General features: G+C 67.2%; 17 protein-coding genes. All 17 read left to right on the forward strand.

Annotated features, from left to right (window positions below; genetic code table 11):
- Positions 1-37 precede the first annotated feature (37 nt).
- The 17 genes from LL962_RS12705 to LL962_RS12785 all read left to right on the forward strand — a co-directional run bounded on the left by LL962_RS12705 (position 38) and on the right by LL962_RS12785 (position 18,274).
- Positions 38-2,692 (forward strand): TonB-dependent receptor domain-containing protein, encoded by a 2,655-nt coding sequence (locus LL962_RS12705; protein WP_228317149.1) that lies wholly within the window; start codon positions 38-40, stop codon positions 2,690-2,692.
- A gap of 159 nt (positions 2,693-2,851) precedes the next feature.
- Positions 2,852-3,658: a type II secretion system protein N gene (locus tag LL962_RS12710; RefSeq protein WP_441004871.1), complete on the forward strand. Its 807-nt coding sequence runs from the start codon at positions 2,852-2,854 to the stop codon at positions 3,656-3,658.
- Complete coding sequence (gspD, locus tag LL962_RS12715) at positions 3,655-5,730, forward strand: type II secretion system secretin GspD (RefSeq protein WP_228317151.1); 2,076 nt, start codon at positions 3,655-3,657, stop codon at positions 5,728-5,730. The genes LL962_RS12710 and gspD overlap by 4 nt, the downstream gene beginning before the upstream one ends.
- 4 nt (positions 5,731-5,734) lie before the next feature.
- On the forward strand, positions 5,735-7,222 hold the full coding sequence (gspE, locus tag LL962_RS12720; RefSeq protein WP_228317152.1) for a type II secretion system ATPase GspE: 1,488 nt from the start codon (positions 5,735-5,737) through the stop codon (positions 7,220-7,222).
- On the forward strand, positions 7,209-8,408 hold the full coding sequence (gspF, locus tag LL962_RS12725) for a type II secretion system inner membrane protein GspF (protein WP_228317153.1): 1,200 nt from the start codon (positions 7,209-7,211) through the stop codon (positions 8,406-8,408). Before gspE ends, gspF begins: the two co-directional genes overlap by 14 nt.
- A 25-nt stretch (positions 8,409-8,433) precedes the next feature.
- Entirely contained in the window at positions 8,434-8,898 is a 465-nt protein-coding gene (gspG, locus tag LL962_RS12730; RefSeq protein WP_228317154.1) for a type II secretion system major pseudopilin GspG, read from the forward strand.
- Between the two features lie 66 nt (positions 8,899-8,964).
- The gene (locus LL962_RS12735; RefSeq protein ID WP_228317155.1) at positions 8,965-9,408 is read left to right on the forward strand and encodes a GspH/FimT family pseudopilin; all 444 of its coding nucleotides are present in this window, start codon (positions 8,965-8,967) and stop codon (positions 9,406-9,408) included.
- The gene (gspI, locus tag LL962_RS12740; RefSeq protein ID WP_228317156.1) at positions 9,392-9,769 is read left to right on the forward strand and encodes a type II secretion system minor pseudopilin GspI; all 378 of its coding nucleotides are present in this window, start codon (positions 9,392-9,394) and stop codon (positions 9,767-9,769) included. The genes LL962_RS12735 and gspI overlap by 17 nt, the downstream gene beginning before the upstream one ends.
- A complete protein-coding gene (gene gspJ, locus LL962_RS12745; protein ID WP_104585736.1) occupies positions 9,766-10,368 on the forward strand; it encodes a type II secretion system minor pseudopilin GspJ in 603 nt (200 codons plus the stop codon). The genes gspI and gspJ overlap by 4 nt, the downstream gene beginning before the upstream one ends.
- The gene (gene gspK, locus LL962_RS12750; RefSeq protein WP_228317157.1) at positions 10,365-11,357 is read left to right on the forward strand and encodes a type II secretion system minor pseudopilin GspK; all 993 of its coding nucleotides are present in this window, start codon (positions 10,365-10,367) and stop codon (positions 11,355-11,357) included. Before gspJ ends, gspK begins: the two co-directional genes overlap by 4 nt.
- Positions 11,354-12,445, forward strand: a complete 1,092-nt coding sequence (gspL, locus tag LL962_RS12755; protein ID WP_228317158.1) for a type II secretion system protein GspL — start codon at positions 11,354-11,356, stop codon at positions 12,443-12,445. Before gspK ends, gspL begins: the two co-directional genes overlap by 4 nt.
- The gene (gene gspM / locus LL962_RS12760) at positions 12,442-12,894 is read left to right on the forward strand and encodes a type II secretion system protein GspM (protein ID WP_228317159.1); all 453 of its coding nucleotides are present in this window, start codon (positions 12,442-12,444) and stop codon (positions 12,892-12,894) included. Before gspL ends, gspM begins: the two co-directional genes overlap by 4 nt.
- Positions 12,891-13,607: a type II secretion system protein N gene (gspN, locus tag LL962_RS12765; RefSeq protein WP_228317160.1), complete on the forward strand. Its 717-nt coding sequence runs from the start codon at positions 12,891-12,893 to the stop codon at positions 13,605-13,607. The genes gspM and gspN overlap by 4 nt, the downstream gene beginning before the upstream one ends.
- 420 nt (positions 13,608-14,027) lie before the next feature.
- Positions 14,028-14,750: a GntR family transcriptional regulator gene (locus tag LL962_RS12770; protein WP_208621397.1), complete on the forward strand. Its 723-nt coding sequence runs from the start codon at positions 14,028-14,030 to the stop codon at positions 14,748-14,750.
- Between the two features lie 43 nt (positions 14,751-14,793).
- Entirely contained in the window at positions 14,794-16,131 is a 1,338-nt protein-coding gene (locus LL962_RS12775) for a sugar MFS transporter (RefSeq protein ID WP_228317161.1), read from the forward strand.
- Positions 16,132-16,171: 40 nt separating this feature from the next.
- Entirely contained in the window at positions 16,172-17,239 is a 1,068-nt protein-coding gene (locus LL962_RS12780; RefSeq protein WP_104585726.1) for a LacI family DNA-binding transcriptional regulator, read from the forward strand.
- A 6-nt stretch (positions 17,240-17,245) separates the two neighbouring features.
- Positions 17,246-18,274: an SIS domain-containing protein gene (locus tag LL962_RS12785; protein WP_228317162.1), complete on the forward strand. Its 1,029-nt coding sequence runs from the start codon at positions 17,246-17,248 to the stop codon at positions 18,272-18,274.
- Position 18,275: the final 1 nt, after the last annotated feature.

The raw sequence follows: 18,275 nt of genomic DNA on the forward strand, positions 1-18,275 counted from the left end.
CGTCCCGCTTCATCTTTCTGTTGCCAGGGCTCCCACGATGCGAACCTCCACTGTTGCCCGTCTCTCGCGGACGGGCCTGTCTCTTTCCATTTCCACCTTGCTGATGTCCGGCACCGCGTTGGCACAGTCGGCCAGCAACGATGCCAGCGGTGGCATCAGCTCCAGCGCCGCCGCCACCAGTGCGCCCAAACAACTCGACCAGGTCGTGGTGCGTGGCGAGTACATTCCCGAACCGATGCTGCAGACCTCGGAGGTGGCCTCGTTCGTCACCCGTGAGGACATGGAGCGCACCGGCGACAGCAGCGCGGCGGTGGCGCTGACGCGCGTGACCGGCTTGAGCCTGTCGCGTGGCAAGTATGTCTATGTACGCGGGCTGGGCGAGCGCTATTCGTCGGCGCTGTTCAATGGCTCGCCATTGCCCAGCCCCGAGCCGATGCAGCGCGTGGTGCCGCTGGACCTGTTTCCCAGCGACGTGCTGGCCAGCGTGACCGTGCAGAAGACCTATTCGGCCGATTATCCGGGCGAATTCGGCGGCGGCGTGATCGATCTGCAATCGATGACCGTTCCGGAAAAGCCGTTCTTCTCGCTCACTCTGGGCGGTGGCGCCAACAGCGTCAGCACCGGCGAGAAGGGCCTGACCTACTATGGCTCGGGCGACGACGAATGGGGCGTTGATGATGGCACCCGCAAGCAGCCGGGTGCATTGCGCGATGCCATCGCCAGCGGGCGCCGCGTGGATCTGGGGAATTTCTCGCGCGAGGACATCCGCCGCATCGGCCGCAGCATGAACAACGCGAACCTGTACGTGCTGCAGGAAAGGGACAGCATCGCCCCGGACGTCAATGTCGGCGGCAGCGCCGGCTACGGCCTGGAGATCGGCGAGGCCAAACTCGGCATTCTTGCGGTAGCCAGTTACGACAACGAATGGCGTACGCGCACCGGCAAGCAGCAGGACGGCATCTTCGTCGGCGATAGCGTGGAGTTCAATTCGAACTACGATTTCGCCACCACCCGCAACAATGTGCGTACCAACGGCATGTTGGGGCTGGGTTGGGAGTATGGTCGCCACAAGATTGGTTGGACAACCTTGTACGTGCACGATGCATTGAAGGTGGCGCGCAGCCGTGCCGGGCGCGACGAGCTGGCCGGTTTCGACGTGCGCGACGACAACACCGAGTGGTACGAGCGCCAGCTGATCAACAACCAGCTGCTGGGCTCGCATGCCTTCGGCGAGTACGACGATCTCAAGGTGGAGTGGCGTGCTGCGGTGGCCAACGCCAGCCGCGATGTACCGTACGAGACCGGCATTCGCTACGAGCTGCTGGATGGTTACTGGGCGCACGATGCCTCGCGCGTGCAGAACTACACCCGTTTCAGCAAGGTCGACGATAAAGTGGCCAGTGGTGGCGTGGATGTGACCTGGCGCCTGCCGACGGAGCGCGACTTTACCGTCAAGGGCGGCCTGGCGTACCTGGACAACGACCGCACCGCGTGGAGCCGCGAGTTCCGCTTCCTGGCGCTGGACGGTCCGCTGCCGTTCCTCAACCAGTACCAGCGCGTGGATTATCTGCTCTCCGACTACAACCTCAGCAACGACCTGTTGCGCTTGCGCGAGACCACCGGCAGCTTCGGTGCGGCCGCTTACGACGCGACCTTGAAGGTCAAGGCGGCGTATCTGCAGATGGAGGGCGAGATCGTGCCGACCCTGCGTGCCACGGTCGGCGTGCGGTACGAAGATGCCACCCAGGCGGTGCACCCGTACGACATCTTCAGCGGTACGCGCCAGGACAGCGTGGCACCGTTGGACAACAGCTACGCGCTACCGTCGGCCACCGTGACCTGGAACTTCGCCGACAACCAGCAGCTGCGCTTCGGCGCATCCAAGACCATCGCGCGCCCGCAGTTCCGCGAGATGGCGCCCCAGCAGTATCTGGATCCGGACATCGACCGCCAGTTCTTCGGCAACCCGTTCCTGGTCGACAGCGAGCTGGTCAATCTGGATGCACGTTACGAATGGTTCTTCGAACCGGGCCAGTACGTCACCGTCGGTGCGTTCTACAAGGACATCGACAAGCCGATCGAAGCCATCGTCAACGATGCACCCGGTGGAGGCATCGTGCAGAGTTTCATCAACGCACCCAAGGCCACGCTCTATGGTGTCGAACTGGAGGCCAAGAAATACCTGGATCTGCCGATCGCCGCCGACTGGTGGGGCGACAAGCGCCTGTTCGTGTCCGGCAACTACACCCGGGCCAAGTCCGAGGTGAGTGCCAGCGCCAGCGACACCGTGCAACCGTTCGGCTTCAGTGCCCCGGTACAGGCCAATCTGTTCATTCGTGATGGGTCTGCGCTGCAGGGGCAGTCGGACGACATCGCCAATCTGCAGATCGGTGTGGAAAGCCAGAGCACCAACAGCCAGGCGACCTTGATCGCCAACTACGTCGGCGAGCGAATCTCCGCGCGCGGCCGCCCAGGCCAGCCGGACTACGTCGACAAGCCAGGGACTTCGCTGGATCTGGTGATCAGGAAGGGCCTGGTGTGGTCTGGCGATACCTTGTCGGTGAACTTCGCTGCACGCAACCTGCTCAAGACCAGGTACCAGGAATTCCAGAAAGTGGGCAGCAACCGGGTGGACCTCTACAGCTACCAGCCCGGTATCAGTTATGACATCAGTGTGACAGCGCGCTTCTGATCCATCGGCCTCAGGAACCGCTGCAAACGCCCGCCATGCCGCGCATGGCGGGCGTTTGCGTTCTGCCGCAGATCGCTTCATGTCGCCTTGTGTCATGCGTTTCTCCGAACTGACACATTGCTGCCGCATTCTGTCATCCGATCGCAATTCCTCGGACGGATAACCGCTTTGCTGCACGTGTCGCCCTCGTTGCCTGCCTTCATGTCACTGCGCGTTGCACGCGCGGTCGGGCTCGGTGTGCTGGCCGTGTTGCTGGTCGTGCAGGCGCTACGCCTGGTGTGGCTGGTCGTCACGCCGATCGGGCCGCTGGGCACACGCCAGCCGGTGATCGATGCGAACGCGGAGGTGTCCGCGCTCCGCCGCGATGTGTTCTATCGCAACGTCGACGACGCCCGCAGCGACGGGATCGTGCTGCATGGTGTGCGTGCCGGCGGTGCCCACGCTGCGGCCTATCTGAGTGATGGCGATGGTGGGCAAGGCGCCTACCGCGTTGGCGACGCGGTGCTGCCAGGTGTGCTGGTCCAGGCGATCGCCGCCGATCATGTGCTGCTGCGTGCCGGCAGCGGGGTGCGCCGTCTGGTGCTGGCCGACGCCGCGCCGCAGGCACCTGCGCCGCCAGCGGCGGGCACTCGAACCGCAGGCACGGCGGCAGCGGTGTCGAACGTGGCGAGCGCGAGTGAGGCGACTGCTGCGGCGGCTGTCGATCCGCAACAGTTGCTGAGCACTGCCGGCTTGCGCGCAAGCGAGGACGGCAGCGGCTTGACCGTGATGCCGCGCGGCGATGGCGCGCTGCTGCGGCAAGCCGGTCTGGCTCCCGGCGATGTGCTGACCCAGATCAATGGCCGCACGCTCGATGCCGAACACCTGCGCGAGCTGCAGGACGAACTGCGCGATGGCCAGGCGGCCACGTTGACCTATCGCCGCAATGGCCAGACCCACACCATGACACTGAAGCGCCCGCAATGAGTTCCGTCCGTCCTCTCTGGCTGATCTGGGCCGCAGTGCTGTTTGTGCTTCCGGTCATGCCTGCCGCATCGCTGCATGCGGCCGATGCTCCGGCGGTACGGTTGCAGGACGTGGAGCTGCGCGCCTTCATCCAGGATGTCTCGCGGGCCACCGGCATCACCTTCATCGTGGACACGCGCGTGCAGGGCACGGTGAACGTGGCACGCGCGCAGGCGATGTCCGAGGCCGACTTGCTGGGCATGCTATTGGCAGTGCTGCGGGCCAACGGATTGATTGCCGTCTCCAGCGGGCCATCCACCTATCGCATCGTTCCCGACGATACCGCCGCGCAACAGCCCGGCAGCGCTGCCAACGCCAACCTGGGGTTTGCGACCCAGGTATTCACGCTGCAGCGCGTGGATGCACGCAGCGCGGCAGAGATCCTCAAGCCGCTGGTTGGGCGCGGCGGCGTGATCATGGCGATGCCGCAAGGCAATAGCCTGTTGATCGCCGACTATGCCGATAACCTGCGCCGTATCCGCACGTTGGTCGCGCAGATCGATACCGACCGCGCGGCGATCGATACGGTGACGCTGCGCAACAGCTCGGCGCAGGAGCTGGCGCGCACCCTGACCTCGCTGTTCGGGCAAGGTGGCGAACGCAGCAATGTGCTGTCGGTGCTGCCGGTGGAGAGCAGCAATTCGTTGATCGTGCGCGGCGATCCTGCGTTGGTGCAGCGCGTGGTGCGCACGGCGGTCGATCTCGATGGGCGGGCCGAGCGCCGTGGCGATGTCAGTGTGGTGCGCTTGCAGCACGCCAGTGCCGAACAGCTGCTGCCGGTGCTGCAGCAATTGGTCGGCCAAAGCCCGGGAACCGAGGTGCAGGCAGCACAGGACACGCGCTCCAACGCGGTAGACGTGGCCGCAGCTGCCGGCGCTGCGCAGACGCAGGTGATCACACCGGCCGCAGGCAAGCGCCCGGTGATCGTGCGCTATCCCGGCTCCAATGCCTTGATCATCAATGCCGATCCGGAAACCCAGCGCGCCCTGATGGAGGTGATCCGGCAACTGGACGTACACCGCGAACAGGTGCTGGTGGAGGCGATCGTGGTGGAGATTTCCGACAACGCCGCCAAGCGGCTGGGCGTGCAGCTGTTGCTGGCCGGCCGCAACGGCACCGTGCCCTTGATCGCCACCCAATACCGCGGGGCAGCGCCCGGCATCGTGCCGCTGGCCGCGGCAGCGGCCGGTGCGCGCAGCGGCGAAGACGATGACGATTCGGTGTTGGAACAGGCACGCAATGCGGCCGCGCAATCCTTGCTGGGCCTCAGCGGTGGCCTGATCGGCCTGGCCGGGCAAAGCAACGATGCGGTGTTCGGCATGATCATCGACGCGGTCAAGAGCGACACCGGCTCCAATTTGCTGTCCACCCCGTCGATCATGACCCTGGACAACGAACAGGCGCGCATCCTGGTAGGGCAGGAAGTGCCGATCACCACCGGCGAAGTGCTGGGCGCGGCCAACGACAATCCCTTCCGCACCATCCAGCGTCAGGACGTGGGTGTGGAGCTGGAAGTGCGCCCGCAGATCAACACCGCCGGCGGCATCACGCTGGCGATCAAGCAGGAAGTCTCGGCCATCGCCGGGCCGGTGAGCGCGCAGTCCTCCGAGCTGGTGTTCAACAAGCGCCAGATCGAAACGCGCGTGGTGGTGGAAAACGGCGCGATCGTCGCGCTCGGTGGGCTGCTGGATCAGAACGATCGCCAGACCGTGGAGAAGGTGCCCTTGCTTGGCGATGTGCCAGGGTTGGGTGCGTTGTTCCGGCACAGGTCGCGCAACCGCGACAAGACCAACCTGATGGTGTTCATTCGCCCCACCATCATTCGCGATGCGGCCGACGCCCAGCGGATGACCGCGCCGCGCTACAGCTACCTGCGCGATCGCCAGCTGGCCGACGGCGACCCGGAAGCGGCGCTGGATGCGCTGGTGCGCGACTACCTGCGCACGCAGCCGCCACGGCTGCCGGCCGCGACGTCCGTGCCGCCGACACCGGCCGCCACGCCCATGCCCGCCACCCGTCCCGTGCAGCGCTGAGGCCATGACCACGCCACGCACCGCGATCTCGTACGCATTCGCCAAGCGCCATGGCGCCGTACTGCTCGAAACCGACGGCATCGCGCAGATCGGTCTGCGCGAAGGCGGCGACGTGCAGGCGCTGATCGAATTGCGTCGTGCGCTGGGCATGCCGCTGCAGGTGCGCACCCTGGCGCCGGCGGTGTTCGATCGGCGGATGTCGGAGATCTATGCCGACGCCGGGCTGGAGCAGGGCATGCAGGTCGAGGCGCTGGACCTGCACGGCAGCCTGGACGCGTTGATCGACGACATCCCTACCGCCGATCTGCTCGACAGCCAGGACGATGCACCGATCATCCGCCTGATCAACGGCATCATCGCCGAGGCCGCGCGGCTGGGTGCCTCGGACGTGCACCTGGAATCCTATGAATCGCGCCTGCGCGTGCGCCTGCGCGTGGATGGGGTGATGCGCGAGGCTGCCACGCTGCCTGGCCGCATCGCGCCATTGCTGGTGTCGCGGGTCAAGGTGATGGCGCGGCTGGATATCGCCGAAAAGCGCATCCCGCAGGACGGCCGCGTGTCACTGGTGATGGGCGCCAGGGCGCTGGACGTACGCGTCTCCACCTTGCCCACCCGTGGCAGCGAGCGGGTGGTGCTGCGTCTGCTGGACAAGGAGCAGGGCAGCCTGTCGTTGGCGCAGTTGGGCATGCCGCCGGCGGCGATGCACACCGTGCAGCGGGCCTTGCAGGTGCCCAACGGCATCGTGCTGGTCACCGGCCCCACCGGCTCTGGCAAGACCACCAGCTTGTATGCAGCGCTGAGCCTGCTCAACGACGGCTCGCGCAACATCCTCACCGTCGAGGATCCGGTGGAGTACGCCATCGATGGCGTTGGCCAGACCCAGGTCAATGCGCGCGTGGGCATGACCTTCGCGGCCGGCCTGCGCGCCATCCTGCGCCAGGACCCGGACGTGGTGATGATCGGCGAGATCCGCGACACCGAGACCGCGCAGATCGCGGTGCAGGCCAGCCTCACCGGCCATCTGGTGCTGTCCACCGTGCACACCAACGATGCGGTCGGCGCGGTCACCCGTCTGCGTGACATGGGCATCGAGCCGTTTCTGCTCGCCTCCAGCCTGCGGCTGATTCTGGCGCAACGGCTGGTGCGGCGGCTGTGCACGCACTGCCGCGCCCCGCGCCCGCTGGACGCGACCACGCGCGCGCTGACGCAGGGCGAGGGCACCGCCACCGTGTATGCGGCCGTGGGTTGCAGTGCCTGCCATCACAGCGGCTACGCCGGGCGCGTGGGCATCTACGAAGCCATTGCGGTGGACGATGCCATGCGCCGGTTGATCGGTGAAAACGCCGACGAGGACGCCTTGGCAGCAGTCGCCTTCGCACGCGCGCCGCGGCTGGGCGATGCCGCGCGCACTGCCGTGCTGCAAGGCCTGACCACGCTGGAAGAAGCGCTGCGCGTCACCCGCCAGCAGGACGATGCGCATGCCGCGGTTTGACTACACGGTGCTCGACCTGCACGGGCGCAGCCGGCAGGGCACGATCAGCGCCGACAGTGCGCAGGGCGCGCGTGCGCAGCTGGAGCAGCGCCAGTGGCTGCCGGTGCGCATCGATGCCGCCACGGCAGCCACGGTCGCGGTGCGCGCTGCGCGCTTCAGCGGCAAGGATCTGGTGCTGTTTACCCGCCAGCTTGCCACGCTGGTCGAAACCGCGCCGCTGGAAGAGGCGTTGCGCACCATCGGCAGCCAGTCCGAGCGGCGTGGCGTGCGTCGCGTCACCGGCCAGACCCATGCGTTGGTGGTGGAAGGGTTCCGCCTGTCCGATGCGATGGCGCGGCAGGGCAACGCGTTCCCGCCGCTGTATCGCGCCATGGTGGCCGCCGGCGAAAGTGCGGGGGGCCTGCCACAGGTATTGGAGCGGCTGGCCGATCTGCTCGAACGTCAGGCGCAGGTGCGCAGCAAGCTGCAGTCTGCGTTGGTCTATCCGGCGGCGTTGGCGTTGACCGCCGGTGCCGTGGTTATCGTGCTGATGACCTTCGTGGTGCCCAAGGTAGTGGACCAATTCGATTCGATGGGCCGCGCCTTGCCCTGGCTGACGCGTGTGGTGATCGGCGTGTCCAACGGCCTGCTGCATGCAGGCATTCCGCTGCTGATCGTCGCGGTGATCGGTGTACTGGTTGCGGTGCGCCTGCTCAGGCGACCGACGCCGCGGCTGGCGGTAGATCGCGCCATCCTGCGTGCACCCCTGCTGGGCCGGCTGATTCGCGACCTGCATGCCGCACGCATGGCACGCACGCTGGCGATCATGGTCAACAGCGGCCTGCCGTTGATGGAAGGGCTGATGATCGCCGCGCGTACCGTGGATAACCGCGCCCTGCGGCTGGCCACCGACAGCATGGTCACCGCGATCCGCGAAGGCGGCAGCCTGGCGGCGGCGCTGCGGCGTGCGGGGGTGTTTCCGCCGACGTTGCTGTACATGGCGTCCAGCGGCGAGAACAGCGGGCGGCTGGCGCCGATGCTGGAGCGCGCTGCCGACTATCTGGAGCGCGAGTTCGAATCCTTCACCACCGCCGCGATGAGCCTGCTGGAGCCGGCCATCATCGTGCTGCTCGGTGGCGTGGTGGCGGTGATCGTGTTGTCGATCCTGTTGCCCATCCTGCAATTCAACACCCTGGCGCTTGGTTGAGCGCAGCCGTTTCCCGGAGATCGTCATGCAGTCCATCCACGCTCGCAGCTGCGCCGGCTCGCGCACCGCCTATCGACGCAGCCGTGGTTTCACCCTGGTCGAGCTGATGGTGGTCATCGTCATCATCGGCCTGCTCGCCACCGTGGTGATGATCAACGTCATGCCCAGCCAGGATCGCGCGATGGCCGAGAAGGCCCGTGCCGATGTCGCGGTGCTGGAACAGGCGCTGGAGACCTACCGCCTGGACAACCTCACTTATCCCAGCACCGAGCAAGGCTTGCAGGCCTTGCTCAACCTGCCGACCGGCCTCGCACGGCCGGAGCGCTACCGGCAGGGCGGCTATATCCGGCGTCTGCCGGAAGATCCGTGGGGTCACGCCTACCAATATCGGCGTCCAGGACGTAACGGCGGCTTCGATGTCTATTCCTTCGGTGCCGATGGTGCCGAAGGCGGCGATGCCGACAACGCCGATATCGGCAACTGGCGCTGAGTCCGGGGCGTGCCGACCGTCCCCGCCAGTGCGCCGCGATGCGCACCACGCCACCCGCGCGCGGGCATGCGTGGGTTCACCTTGCTGGAAGTCCTGGCGGTGCTGGTCATCACCGCGCTGGCCAGCACGCTGGTGGCGATGACCCTGCCCGATGCGCGGCGCGATCTGCACGATCAGGCCGATACGCTGGCCGGCGCGTTGATCCATGCACGCGACGAGGCGATCCTGAGCCTGCGCATGGTCGAGGTGATCATCGATACGAGGGGCTACAGGTTTCGGCGCCAGGCGCGGCAGCAGTGGGTGGCGCTGGAAGAAACACCGTTTTCCGCAACGCACTGGCCGGGCGGTGTGCAGACCGTATTGCCGGCTGGCAGCACACAGCTCAGCGTGCGCTTCGACCCCACCGGCGCGGCCACGCCGCAACGTATTGCGTTGGCCGATGAGCAGCAACAGGTGCAGGTGCTGGTGGATGCCGCCGGTGGAGTACGGGTCGATGCACCGCGTCCGTAACCGCCAGGTCGTCGCCGGTTTTTCGCTGCTGGAGTTGATGGTCGCATTGGCGATCTTCGGCATGGCGGTGGTCGGCCTGCTGAATCTTTCGGGCGAGAGTGCGCGCACGACAGCGGTACTGGAAGAACGTGCGCTGGCCGCGGTGGTGGCGGAGAACCAGATGATCGACGCCATGCTGGCGCCCACTGCCGCAGCATTGGCACCGGCGCGCGGGCAGGAGACGCTCGGCGGCCGCTGCTGGGACTGGCAGCGCCAGGCCGTTCCGGCCAGCGCCGGCATGGTGCGCATCGAGGTGCGCGTGAATGCGGCCGGCCAGAGCCAGCAGATCGCCGGCCTGAGCGCGTTGCGGAGCGTGCAATGACTCCTTCGCGCCGCGCAGCCGGTTTCACCCTGATCGAACTGCTGGTCGCGCTGTCGGTGTTCGCGTTGGTGGCGGCCGCCGCGGTGGTGGCGATGCGCCAGAGCATCGATCAGCGCACTGCCGTCCGCGAGCGGCTGCAGCAGGTGCGCGAGTTCCAGCTGGCCCATGGCCTGCTGCGCAGCGATCTGCAACAGGCCGCGGTGCGGCGCACGCGCAACGGCGAAGGCAGCGCCGCGCGCGCAGCCTTCATCGCCACTGCGCCGGGGACGCAGGGGCCGTTGTTCGGATTCGTACGGCGCGGCTGGAGCAATCCGGATCAGGCACCACGCGCGGCGCTGCAGTATGTGGAGTACCGCGTGGTGGAAGGGCGCCTGGAGCGCAGCGCACGCCCGGCACTGGATGGCGCCGCGGCCGGCGCGCCGCAGGTGCTGATGCGTGGCGTGCGCTCGGCCGTGGTGGCGTTCCACTACCGCGCGCAGTGGAGCGATGGCTGGAGCGGCGGACTGGAAGCGTTGCCGGATGCGATCGCGCTGGAACTGGACCTGGAGCAATGGGGGCGCGTGCGTCAGTTGTTCCTGCTGCCGGAGGGCCGCGCATGAAACCGGTGCATGCACCCCCGCGGCAATGCGGCGCCGCGCTGTTGACGGTGTTGCTGCTGGTGGCGGTGATGACCTTGCTGATGGTCGCGGTGCTGGACGATCTGCGCTTTGGCCTGCGCCGCAGCGGCAATGGCGAGGCGATGACGCAGGCGCAGTGGTATGCGCTGGGCAGCGAGACGGTGGCACGTCAGCGGCTGCAGGCGCTGGCCAGGCGCGACCCGTTGCGCACCACGCTGGACGGGGGGTGGAACGATCGGCCGGTGGCGTTCCCGTTGGACGATGGCATGGTCAGCGTGCGGCTGCGCGATCGCGGTAGCTGCTTCAACCTCAATAGCGTGGTCGCCGGAGCGCCCGAGCAATGGCAGCGCAGCGACGACGGTGCGCGCCAGTACCAGGCATTGCTCGAGGCACTGGGCATCGCGTCGCCACAGGCGCAGGCATTGACCGATGCGCTGGTGGATTGGATCGACAGCGACGACCGACCCGGCGCACACGGCGCCGAAGACGATCGGTATCTGCAATCGGCGCTGCCCTCGCGGACCGGCGCCACCCTGCTGGCCGGCGTCAGCGAGTTACGCGCCATCGCCGGTTACACGGGCGAGCGCATCGCCTTGCTGCAGCCGTATGTCTGCGCATTGCCGGAAGGGCGGCTGTCGCCGGTCAATATCAACACGTTGCGCCTGCAGGATGCGCCGGTATTGGTGGCGCTGACCGAAGGCAGGCTGCAGCTGCCCTCGGCACGTCGGGTGATCGCCGCGCGCCCGGCAGGCGGGTGGCGCGATCCGGCGGTGTTTTTCAACACGCCGGCCCTGCTGCAGGCCGCGCCATCGGATGCGATGTTGCAGCAGGTGCACTTACGCAGCGGGTATTTTTCCCTCTACAGCGAGGTCGAGCATGCCGGTGCGCAGGTCTTGTTGGAAGCCCTGCTGCATCAGGATCCGGCCGGCCGCGTGCGGCTGGTGGCACGTCAATGGAGTTCGGATACATGATGACCACGCTGGTGCTGTTGCCGGCCGAGACCACAACGCCACCGACAGCCGTGCGCGTGGATGCGCAGGGGCAGGTGGTGTGGCAAGGCGATTGCAGCGCACGGATCGTCGCGGATGCGCGCACTGTATTGGTGGTGCCCGGGGTCGACGTGCATCTGCGCTGGATGGCGTTGCCCGGGCGCAGCATGGCGCAATCGGTGGCCGCCGCGCGGCTGCAGCTGGCCGAACACCTGGCAGTGGCTGTGCAGACCCTGCACGTGGCGATCGCCACGCACGCCGATGCCGACGGCACGCGGCTGGTGGCGGCGGTGGACACGGCAGTGATGCAACGGTGGCTGGAACGTGCGGCGAGCCTGGGCATCGTGCCCGATGCCGTGGTGCCGGACTGTCTGTTGCTGCCCGAGCCGGCCGCCGACCAGCCGCCCGCACTGCTGCAATGGGATGGGCGCTGGCTGCTGCGCGGCTCGCAGATCGCCTGCAGCCTGGAGCCGCCGCTCGCGCAGCTGTTGATCGCCACGCTCCCCATGGCGCCGGCACTGCCGCCGGATCCGGATTCGCAACAGGCAATCGCGCAGTTCGCCCGGCAGGCCGTTGCCGCGCCCCTCGACCTGTGCCAGCAGGCGTTCGCGCCAACTTCCCGCCCACGCGCCGGCATGGCCGCACGCCGGTTGACCCTGCTGCTTGCGCTGTTGCTGCTGTCGCCGGTAGTGCTGTCGCTGGCGCAGACCCTGCGCTACGAGATCGCTGCGCAGCTGCTGCAACGGCGCACCGCCGCGCTGCCCGGCGCCCGCGACGCGCGCGGCGCATCCGATGCGGCCGCGGCACCTGCTGGCGCGATCCCGGACGCGTTCGCCCCGCGCCTGGCGGCCGTCTTTTCCGCCGTCGAAGCGACGCCTGGCGTGGAGCTGGATGCGCTGACGTACCAGCAAAGCGGCGCGATGCGGCTCACCTTGCTGCATGCCGATGCGGCACAGCTGCAGCACCTGGCCGCCCGCTTGCGCGACGCCGGCTGGCAGCCGCGGCCTTCGCCGAGCCAGCCCGACGACGCGCGCATACGCACCATCGTGCAGCTGGAGCCGCCGCGATGAACCACGCCTTGCGGACCTGGTGGCAGGCGCGCGCGTCGCGTGAGCGGATCATGCTGGCGACCATGTCGGTGGCAGTGGCCGCCTTCGTTGCGTGGTACGCCCTGTGGGTGCCCTTGCGGCACTGGACGTCCAGCGCCCAGGCCCGCTATGACCAGGCCGCCGACGCGCTGCTGACTGCGCGCGCTTCACAACGCGCCAGTACAGTGGCGGCGGTTCCGCTGGATCGCATCCTGCGCAGTGCGCGCGAGGCCAATATCGCCATCACCCATCACCGCCGCAATCCGGCAGGAACGCTCGAGCTGCAGATCGATGCCGTTGCCAGTGCCAGCCTGTTCGCCTGGCTGGAGCAGTTGGCTCGGCGCGAGAATCTGGCACCGAGTCGGCTCGAGATCAGCCGTCGCGATGGCCAGTTGCAGGTGCGCTGCACGATGACGGGTGTCGCGCCATGAGGGCCTTGCGCTTGGCGCTGCTGGGCATGCTGCTGCTCGCCGCTGGCGTGATCGCCACCTTTCCGCTGCGTCTGCTGTTGTCGACGGAGGACCTGCCGTTTTCCGCACTGGAGGCACAGGGGTCGATCTGGAACGGCACCCTGCGCGACGTGCGCTGGAACAGCCTGCAGCTGGGCGATGTCGGCGTGCGCCTGCGGGCCTTGCCGCTGTTGCGTGGCGAACGCCAGGTGCAATTGCGCTCGGCCGACGTGCAGGCCATCGCCGTGCAAGGCGCACGACAGGGAGTGGAGCAGGCCAGCGGCCGCTTGTTGCTACGCCAGCCTGGCGGAGTGACGCTGATGGATCTGTCGGTCGACCTGCGCGATGTACAGACGATCTTCGACGCCACGCGGTGCAGGCAGGCGGGCGGCAATGTAGTCGTGCAGGTGCTGCCCAGCGAAGCGGGCGAAGCTGCGGGGTTGCTGCCGTTGCGGCTGCGCGGCAGCCCGCGTTGCGTGGACGATGCGATGGTGCTGGCACTCGCGCCCGATGGCGGACTGCCGGATGGGGTGCAACTGCGTGCCGAACTGCGCCTGCAGCGCAGCGGCCATTGGCAATGGCGTACCCAGGTCGAACCGGGCAGCGACACCGCCTTGCGACTGGGCCTGCAGTTGCTGGGCTTTGCGCAGACGCCGGAGCGCTGGCTGGTCAGGCGCGACGAAGGCCGGCTGTAGTTCAGGCGCCGCAGGGCGTTCGCAACGCGGCGGCAGCGCGACCGGTGCCGGCGGTGCATGCACGGCACTGCACGCCCACACCAGGCGGTCGATCGGGTCGCGCGTGTCGCGTCCCACGCGAGTGGTCTGATCTACCAGCCAGATGCTCCTTCACCAGCCAGATGCTCCGCGACTGCAGTCATGCAACGAATCACGCAGTCGCGCATCGCGCCATCGCAGCAGACCATTGCCGACTGGATCGAGCGATGCATACCAGTTCGACCGCGCCCGTTCGGCCATCCCCCGGCCGATTCGCGGGTTCGGCAAGCCCGGCGGTGAAGGGGCTGGTGCAGTCTGGCCGATTGGTACTATATTGGACCTATCGAATTTAGGCTGGCGGAGACAACGATGGTCAAGGCCAAGGCAGACGCCGACAAGCGACTGGACGAGCTGCACCTGGACGCCTCCGCGCCAACCCCGCTGTACCTGCAGCTGGCCGCCAAGCTCACCGATGCCATCCGCGGTGGTCAGTGGAAGGCCGGCGAAGCCCTGCCGGCCGAGCGCCAGTTGTGCGAGCGGCTGCAGATTTCGCGGGTGACTCTGCGCCAGGCGGTGGACGTGCTGGTCGAACAGGGTCTGGTGTCGCGCCGGCAGGGCGCCGGCACCTTCGTCACCACCCAGATCCAGCACCAGCTCAGCGGGCTTACCAGCTTCAGCGAGACGCTGCGCATCAAGGGCTACGAGCCCGGCACGCGCTGGCTTGAGCGGCGTCTGCGCCCGGCACATGGCGAGGAGATCCTGCGGCTGGGGTTGTCGCCGGATGCGGCGGTGGCCTCGCTGACGCGTCTGCGCAGCGCCGATGACCGCGTCATGGCTTACGAACACGCCGTGCTGCCGCAGCGTATCGTCTCCGACCCCCAGCAGGTGGGCGATTCGCTCTACAGCTACCTGGATGCGCAGGGCACGCCGGTGGTGCGCGCACTGCAGTACTTCCGCGCCATCAATCTTCCCGCGCGGCTGGCCGAGCATCTGCGCATGAAGACCGGCGAGGCGATCCTGCACGTGGTGCGCGTGGGCTACGCCCGCGACGGCAGTGCGATCGAGCTGACCGACACCTATTGCCATAACGACTTCTACGACTTCGTCGCCGAACTGCGCCGCTGACGCCGACGGCATTCCTTACGACAACCTCAGAGCCCGCCGATTCATGACTACCGCCAGGCCCGCAAATCCCGTTGTCTCGATCGCCATCGTCGGCGTGCTGTTCTTCATCATCGGTTTTTTTACCTGGATCAACGGGCCGCTGATCACCTTCGTGCGGCTGGCGTTCGACCTCAACGAGGTCAACGCGTTCCTGGTGCTGATGGTGTTCTACCTGTCGTACTTCTTTCTGGCCTTGCCCTCGTCGTGGATTCTCAAGCGCACCGGCATGAAGAAAGGCCTGGCGCTGAGCCTGGTGGTGATGGCCGTGGGCGCAGCAGGCTTTGGCCAGTTCGCCACGCAGCGCTGGTATCCGGGCGCGTTGGGCGGCCTGTTTGTCATCGGCAGCGGCCTGGCCTTGCTGCAGACGGCGATCAACCCGTACATCAGCATTCTTGGGCCGATCGAAAGCGCCGCGCGCCGCATCGCCTTGATGGGCATCTGCAACAAGGTTGCCGGCATCCTGGCGCCGATCCTGATCGGCTCGCTGGTGCTGCACGGCATTGGTGACCTGTCCGAACAGGTGGCCAGCGCCGATGCGGCGACCAAGGAAGCCTTGCTCACCGCCTTCGCTGCCAAGATTCACGCGCCGTATCTGGTCATGTCGGGCGTCCTGCTGCTGCTGGCCATTGGCGTGCTGTTCTCGCCGTTGCCCGAGCTCAAGCCCTCCGAGGCCAACGCCACGCCGGGCGCGACCGGTGGCGTGCAGAAATCCAGCATCTTCCAGTTCCCGCACCTGTGGCTGGGCGTGTTGTGCCTGTTCGTCTATGTCGGCGTGGAGGTGATGGCCGGCGATGCCATCGGTACCTATGGCCACAGCCTCAATCTGCCGTTGGACAGCACCAAGATCTTCACCTCCTACACCCTGGGCGCGATGCTGCTGGGCTACATCGCCGGCCTGGTGTTGATTCCGCGCGTCATTTCGCAGGCGCGCTACCTGAGCGTGTCGGCGGTGCTGGGCGTGCTGTTCTCGCTGGGTGCCTTGTTCGCCCCAAGCTACGTGTCGGTGGACCTTGTCGCCTCTTTCGGCATCGCCAACCCAATGATGTGGCCTGGCTACGTGTCGGTGGGCTTCGTCGCCGCGCTTGGCTTCGCCAACGCCATGATGTGGCCGGCGATCTTTCCGCTGGCCATTCGCGGACTGGGCCGATTCACCGAAATCGGCTCGGCACTCTTGGTGATGGGCATTGCAGGCGGCGCGATCATTCCGCAGCTGTTCGCCATCCTCAAGCAGCATTACGACTTCCAGGTCGTGTTCGCTGCGCTGATGGTGCCGTGCTATCTGTACATCCTGTTCTATTCGCTGCGCGGTCACCGCGTGGGCCTGCCGGCCCAGGCCAAGTGAGCGCGCCGGCATGACGCGATCCGACGACCAAGGCACTTCCATGCGCAGGCCCACCATCAAAGACGTCGCCGAGCGCGCCAAGGTCTCGTTGAAGACCGTGTCGCGGGTGATCAACAACGAGCCCTCGGTCATGCAGGCCACGCGCGCGCGCGTGCTGCGCGCCATCGCCGATCTCGACTACGAACCCGATCCGTCCGCGCGCAATCTGCGCAGCGGCACGCCGTTCGTGATCGGCCTGGTGTACGACAACCCCAATCCTTACCACATCATCGGCATCCAGAACGGCGTGCTGGCCGCGTGCCGTGAAACCGGCTTCGGTCTGCAGATCCATCCCTGCGATTCCACCTCGCCGTTGCTGGCCGAAGAACTGGCCGAATGGGTGCAGCGCTCGCGTCTGGCCGGGGTGGTGCTGACCGCGCCGATGTCCGAACGCCCCGAATTGCTGGCCGGCCTGGCTGCGCGCGGCATCAAGAGCGTGCGCATCATCGCCGCCACCGACGATCCCGGCGATGGCCCGTGCGTCTACATCGACGACCGCGATGCGGCCTATGAGATCACCGAGCATCTGATCCAGCTCGGCCACCAGCGCATCGGCTTCCTGTGGGGCGGTCCGCAGCATCGCTCCAGTGGCGAACGCTATGCCGGCTACGAGGCGGCGTTGAAGGATTACGGCATCACCCTGGACAAGCATCTGGTGATCCCCGGCGACTACACCTTCGACGACGGTTTCCGTGGCGCGCGCCGGTTGTTGTCGCTGCGCGAACCGCCCACCGCCATCTTCGGTAGCAACGATGAGATCGCCGCCGGCGTGCTGGCAGCGGCCAAGTCCACCGGTATGAACGTGCCGTATCAGCTGTCGATCGCCGGTTTCGAAGACAGCCCGTTCTCGCGCCAGTCGTGGCCGGCGCTGACCACCGCCAAGCAGGCCACCGACGACATCGCACGGCACGCCGCACGCCTGTTGATCAGCCAGCTGCGCAGCGATGCCTACGACGACCAGCCGGCGCAACTGCAGAACCGCGGTTTCGTGCCGCAACTGGTAGTGCGTGGCTCCACTGCGCCGGCACCCGCGTCCACCGGCAAACCCCTTCCCCCCGAATCCGCCTGAGTCCAGATGAGCCTCCCCCTCGAAACCGAGACCCTGATGTTCCGCGAGGCGGCACAGACCGCCGACGTGGTCGCCGCACAGTTCGCACGCAACGCCGACACCATCGCCGCGCTGGCGCAGTCGCTGCGCGAGAACCCGCCGCCGTTCGTGGTGACCTGCGCGCGCGGCAGCTCCGATCATGCGGCCACCTATGCCAAGTACCTGTTCGAAACGCAGCTGGGCATCGTCACCGCCTCGGCGTCGCCGTCGGTGGGCTCGGTGTATGCGGCGCCGCTGCACCTGCGCGGCGCGCTGTATATCGTGATCTCGCAATCGGGCAAGAGCCCGGACCTGTTGCGCAATGCCGAAGCCGCCAAGGCTGCCGGCGCGCGCGTGGTGGCGCTGGTCAACGTGGAAGGTTCGCCACTGGCGCAGCTGGCCGAGGTGGTGATTCCGCTCGGCGCAGGTCCGGAACAGAGCGTGGCCGCGACCAAGAGCTATCTCGCTTCGCTGGCGGCAGTGCTGCAGCTGGGTGCAGTGTGGAAGAACGACCCCGCACTGCTCGCCGCAGTGGAGGCCTTGCCGCAGCAGTTGCGTACTGCCTGGCAGGCCGACTGGTCCGCACTGACAGCGGGCCTGGTGCCTGCGCACAACCTGTTCGTGCTCGGTCGCGGCCTGGGCCTGGGCGCGGCGCAGGAAGCGGCATTGAAGTTCAAGGAAACCTGTGGCCTGCATGCCGAAGCCTACAGCTCGGCCGAAGTCAAGCACGGCCCGATGGCGCTGGTGGGCCCGGGCTTTCCGGTGCTGGCGTTCGCGCAGCCGGACGAAACCGGTGCCGGCACGCGTGCCCTGGCGGCCGAATTCCGCGCGCGTGGTGCGCAGGTGTGGCTGGCGGCTCCCGATGGCGATCTGCCGTTGGTCGATGCCACGCATCCGGCCTGCGCACCGCTGCTGACCGTGCAGAGCTTCTACCGCGCGATCAATGCATTGGCCCTGCAGCGCGGCCATAATCCCGATCTGCCGCCGCACTTGAACAAGGTCACGGAAACCGTTTGAA

This window comes from Xanthomonas sp. NCPPB 1067, from assembly GCF_020783795.1.
Taxonomy (GTDB): domain Bacteria; phylum Pseudomonadota; class Gammaproteobacteria; order Xanthomonadales; family Xanthomonadaceae; genus Xanthomonas; species Xanthomonas melonis.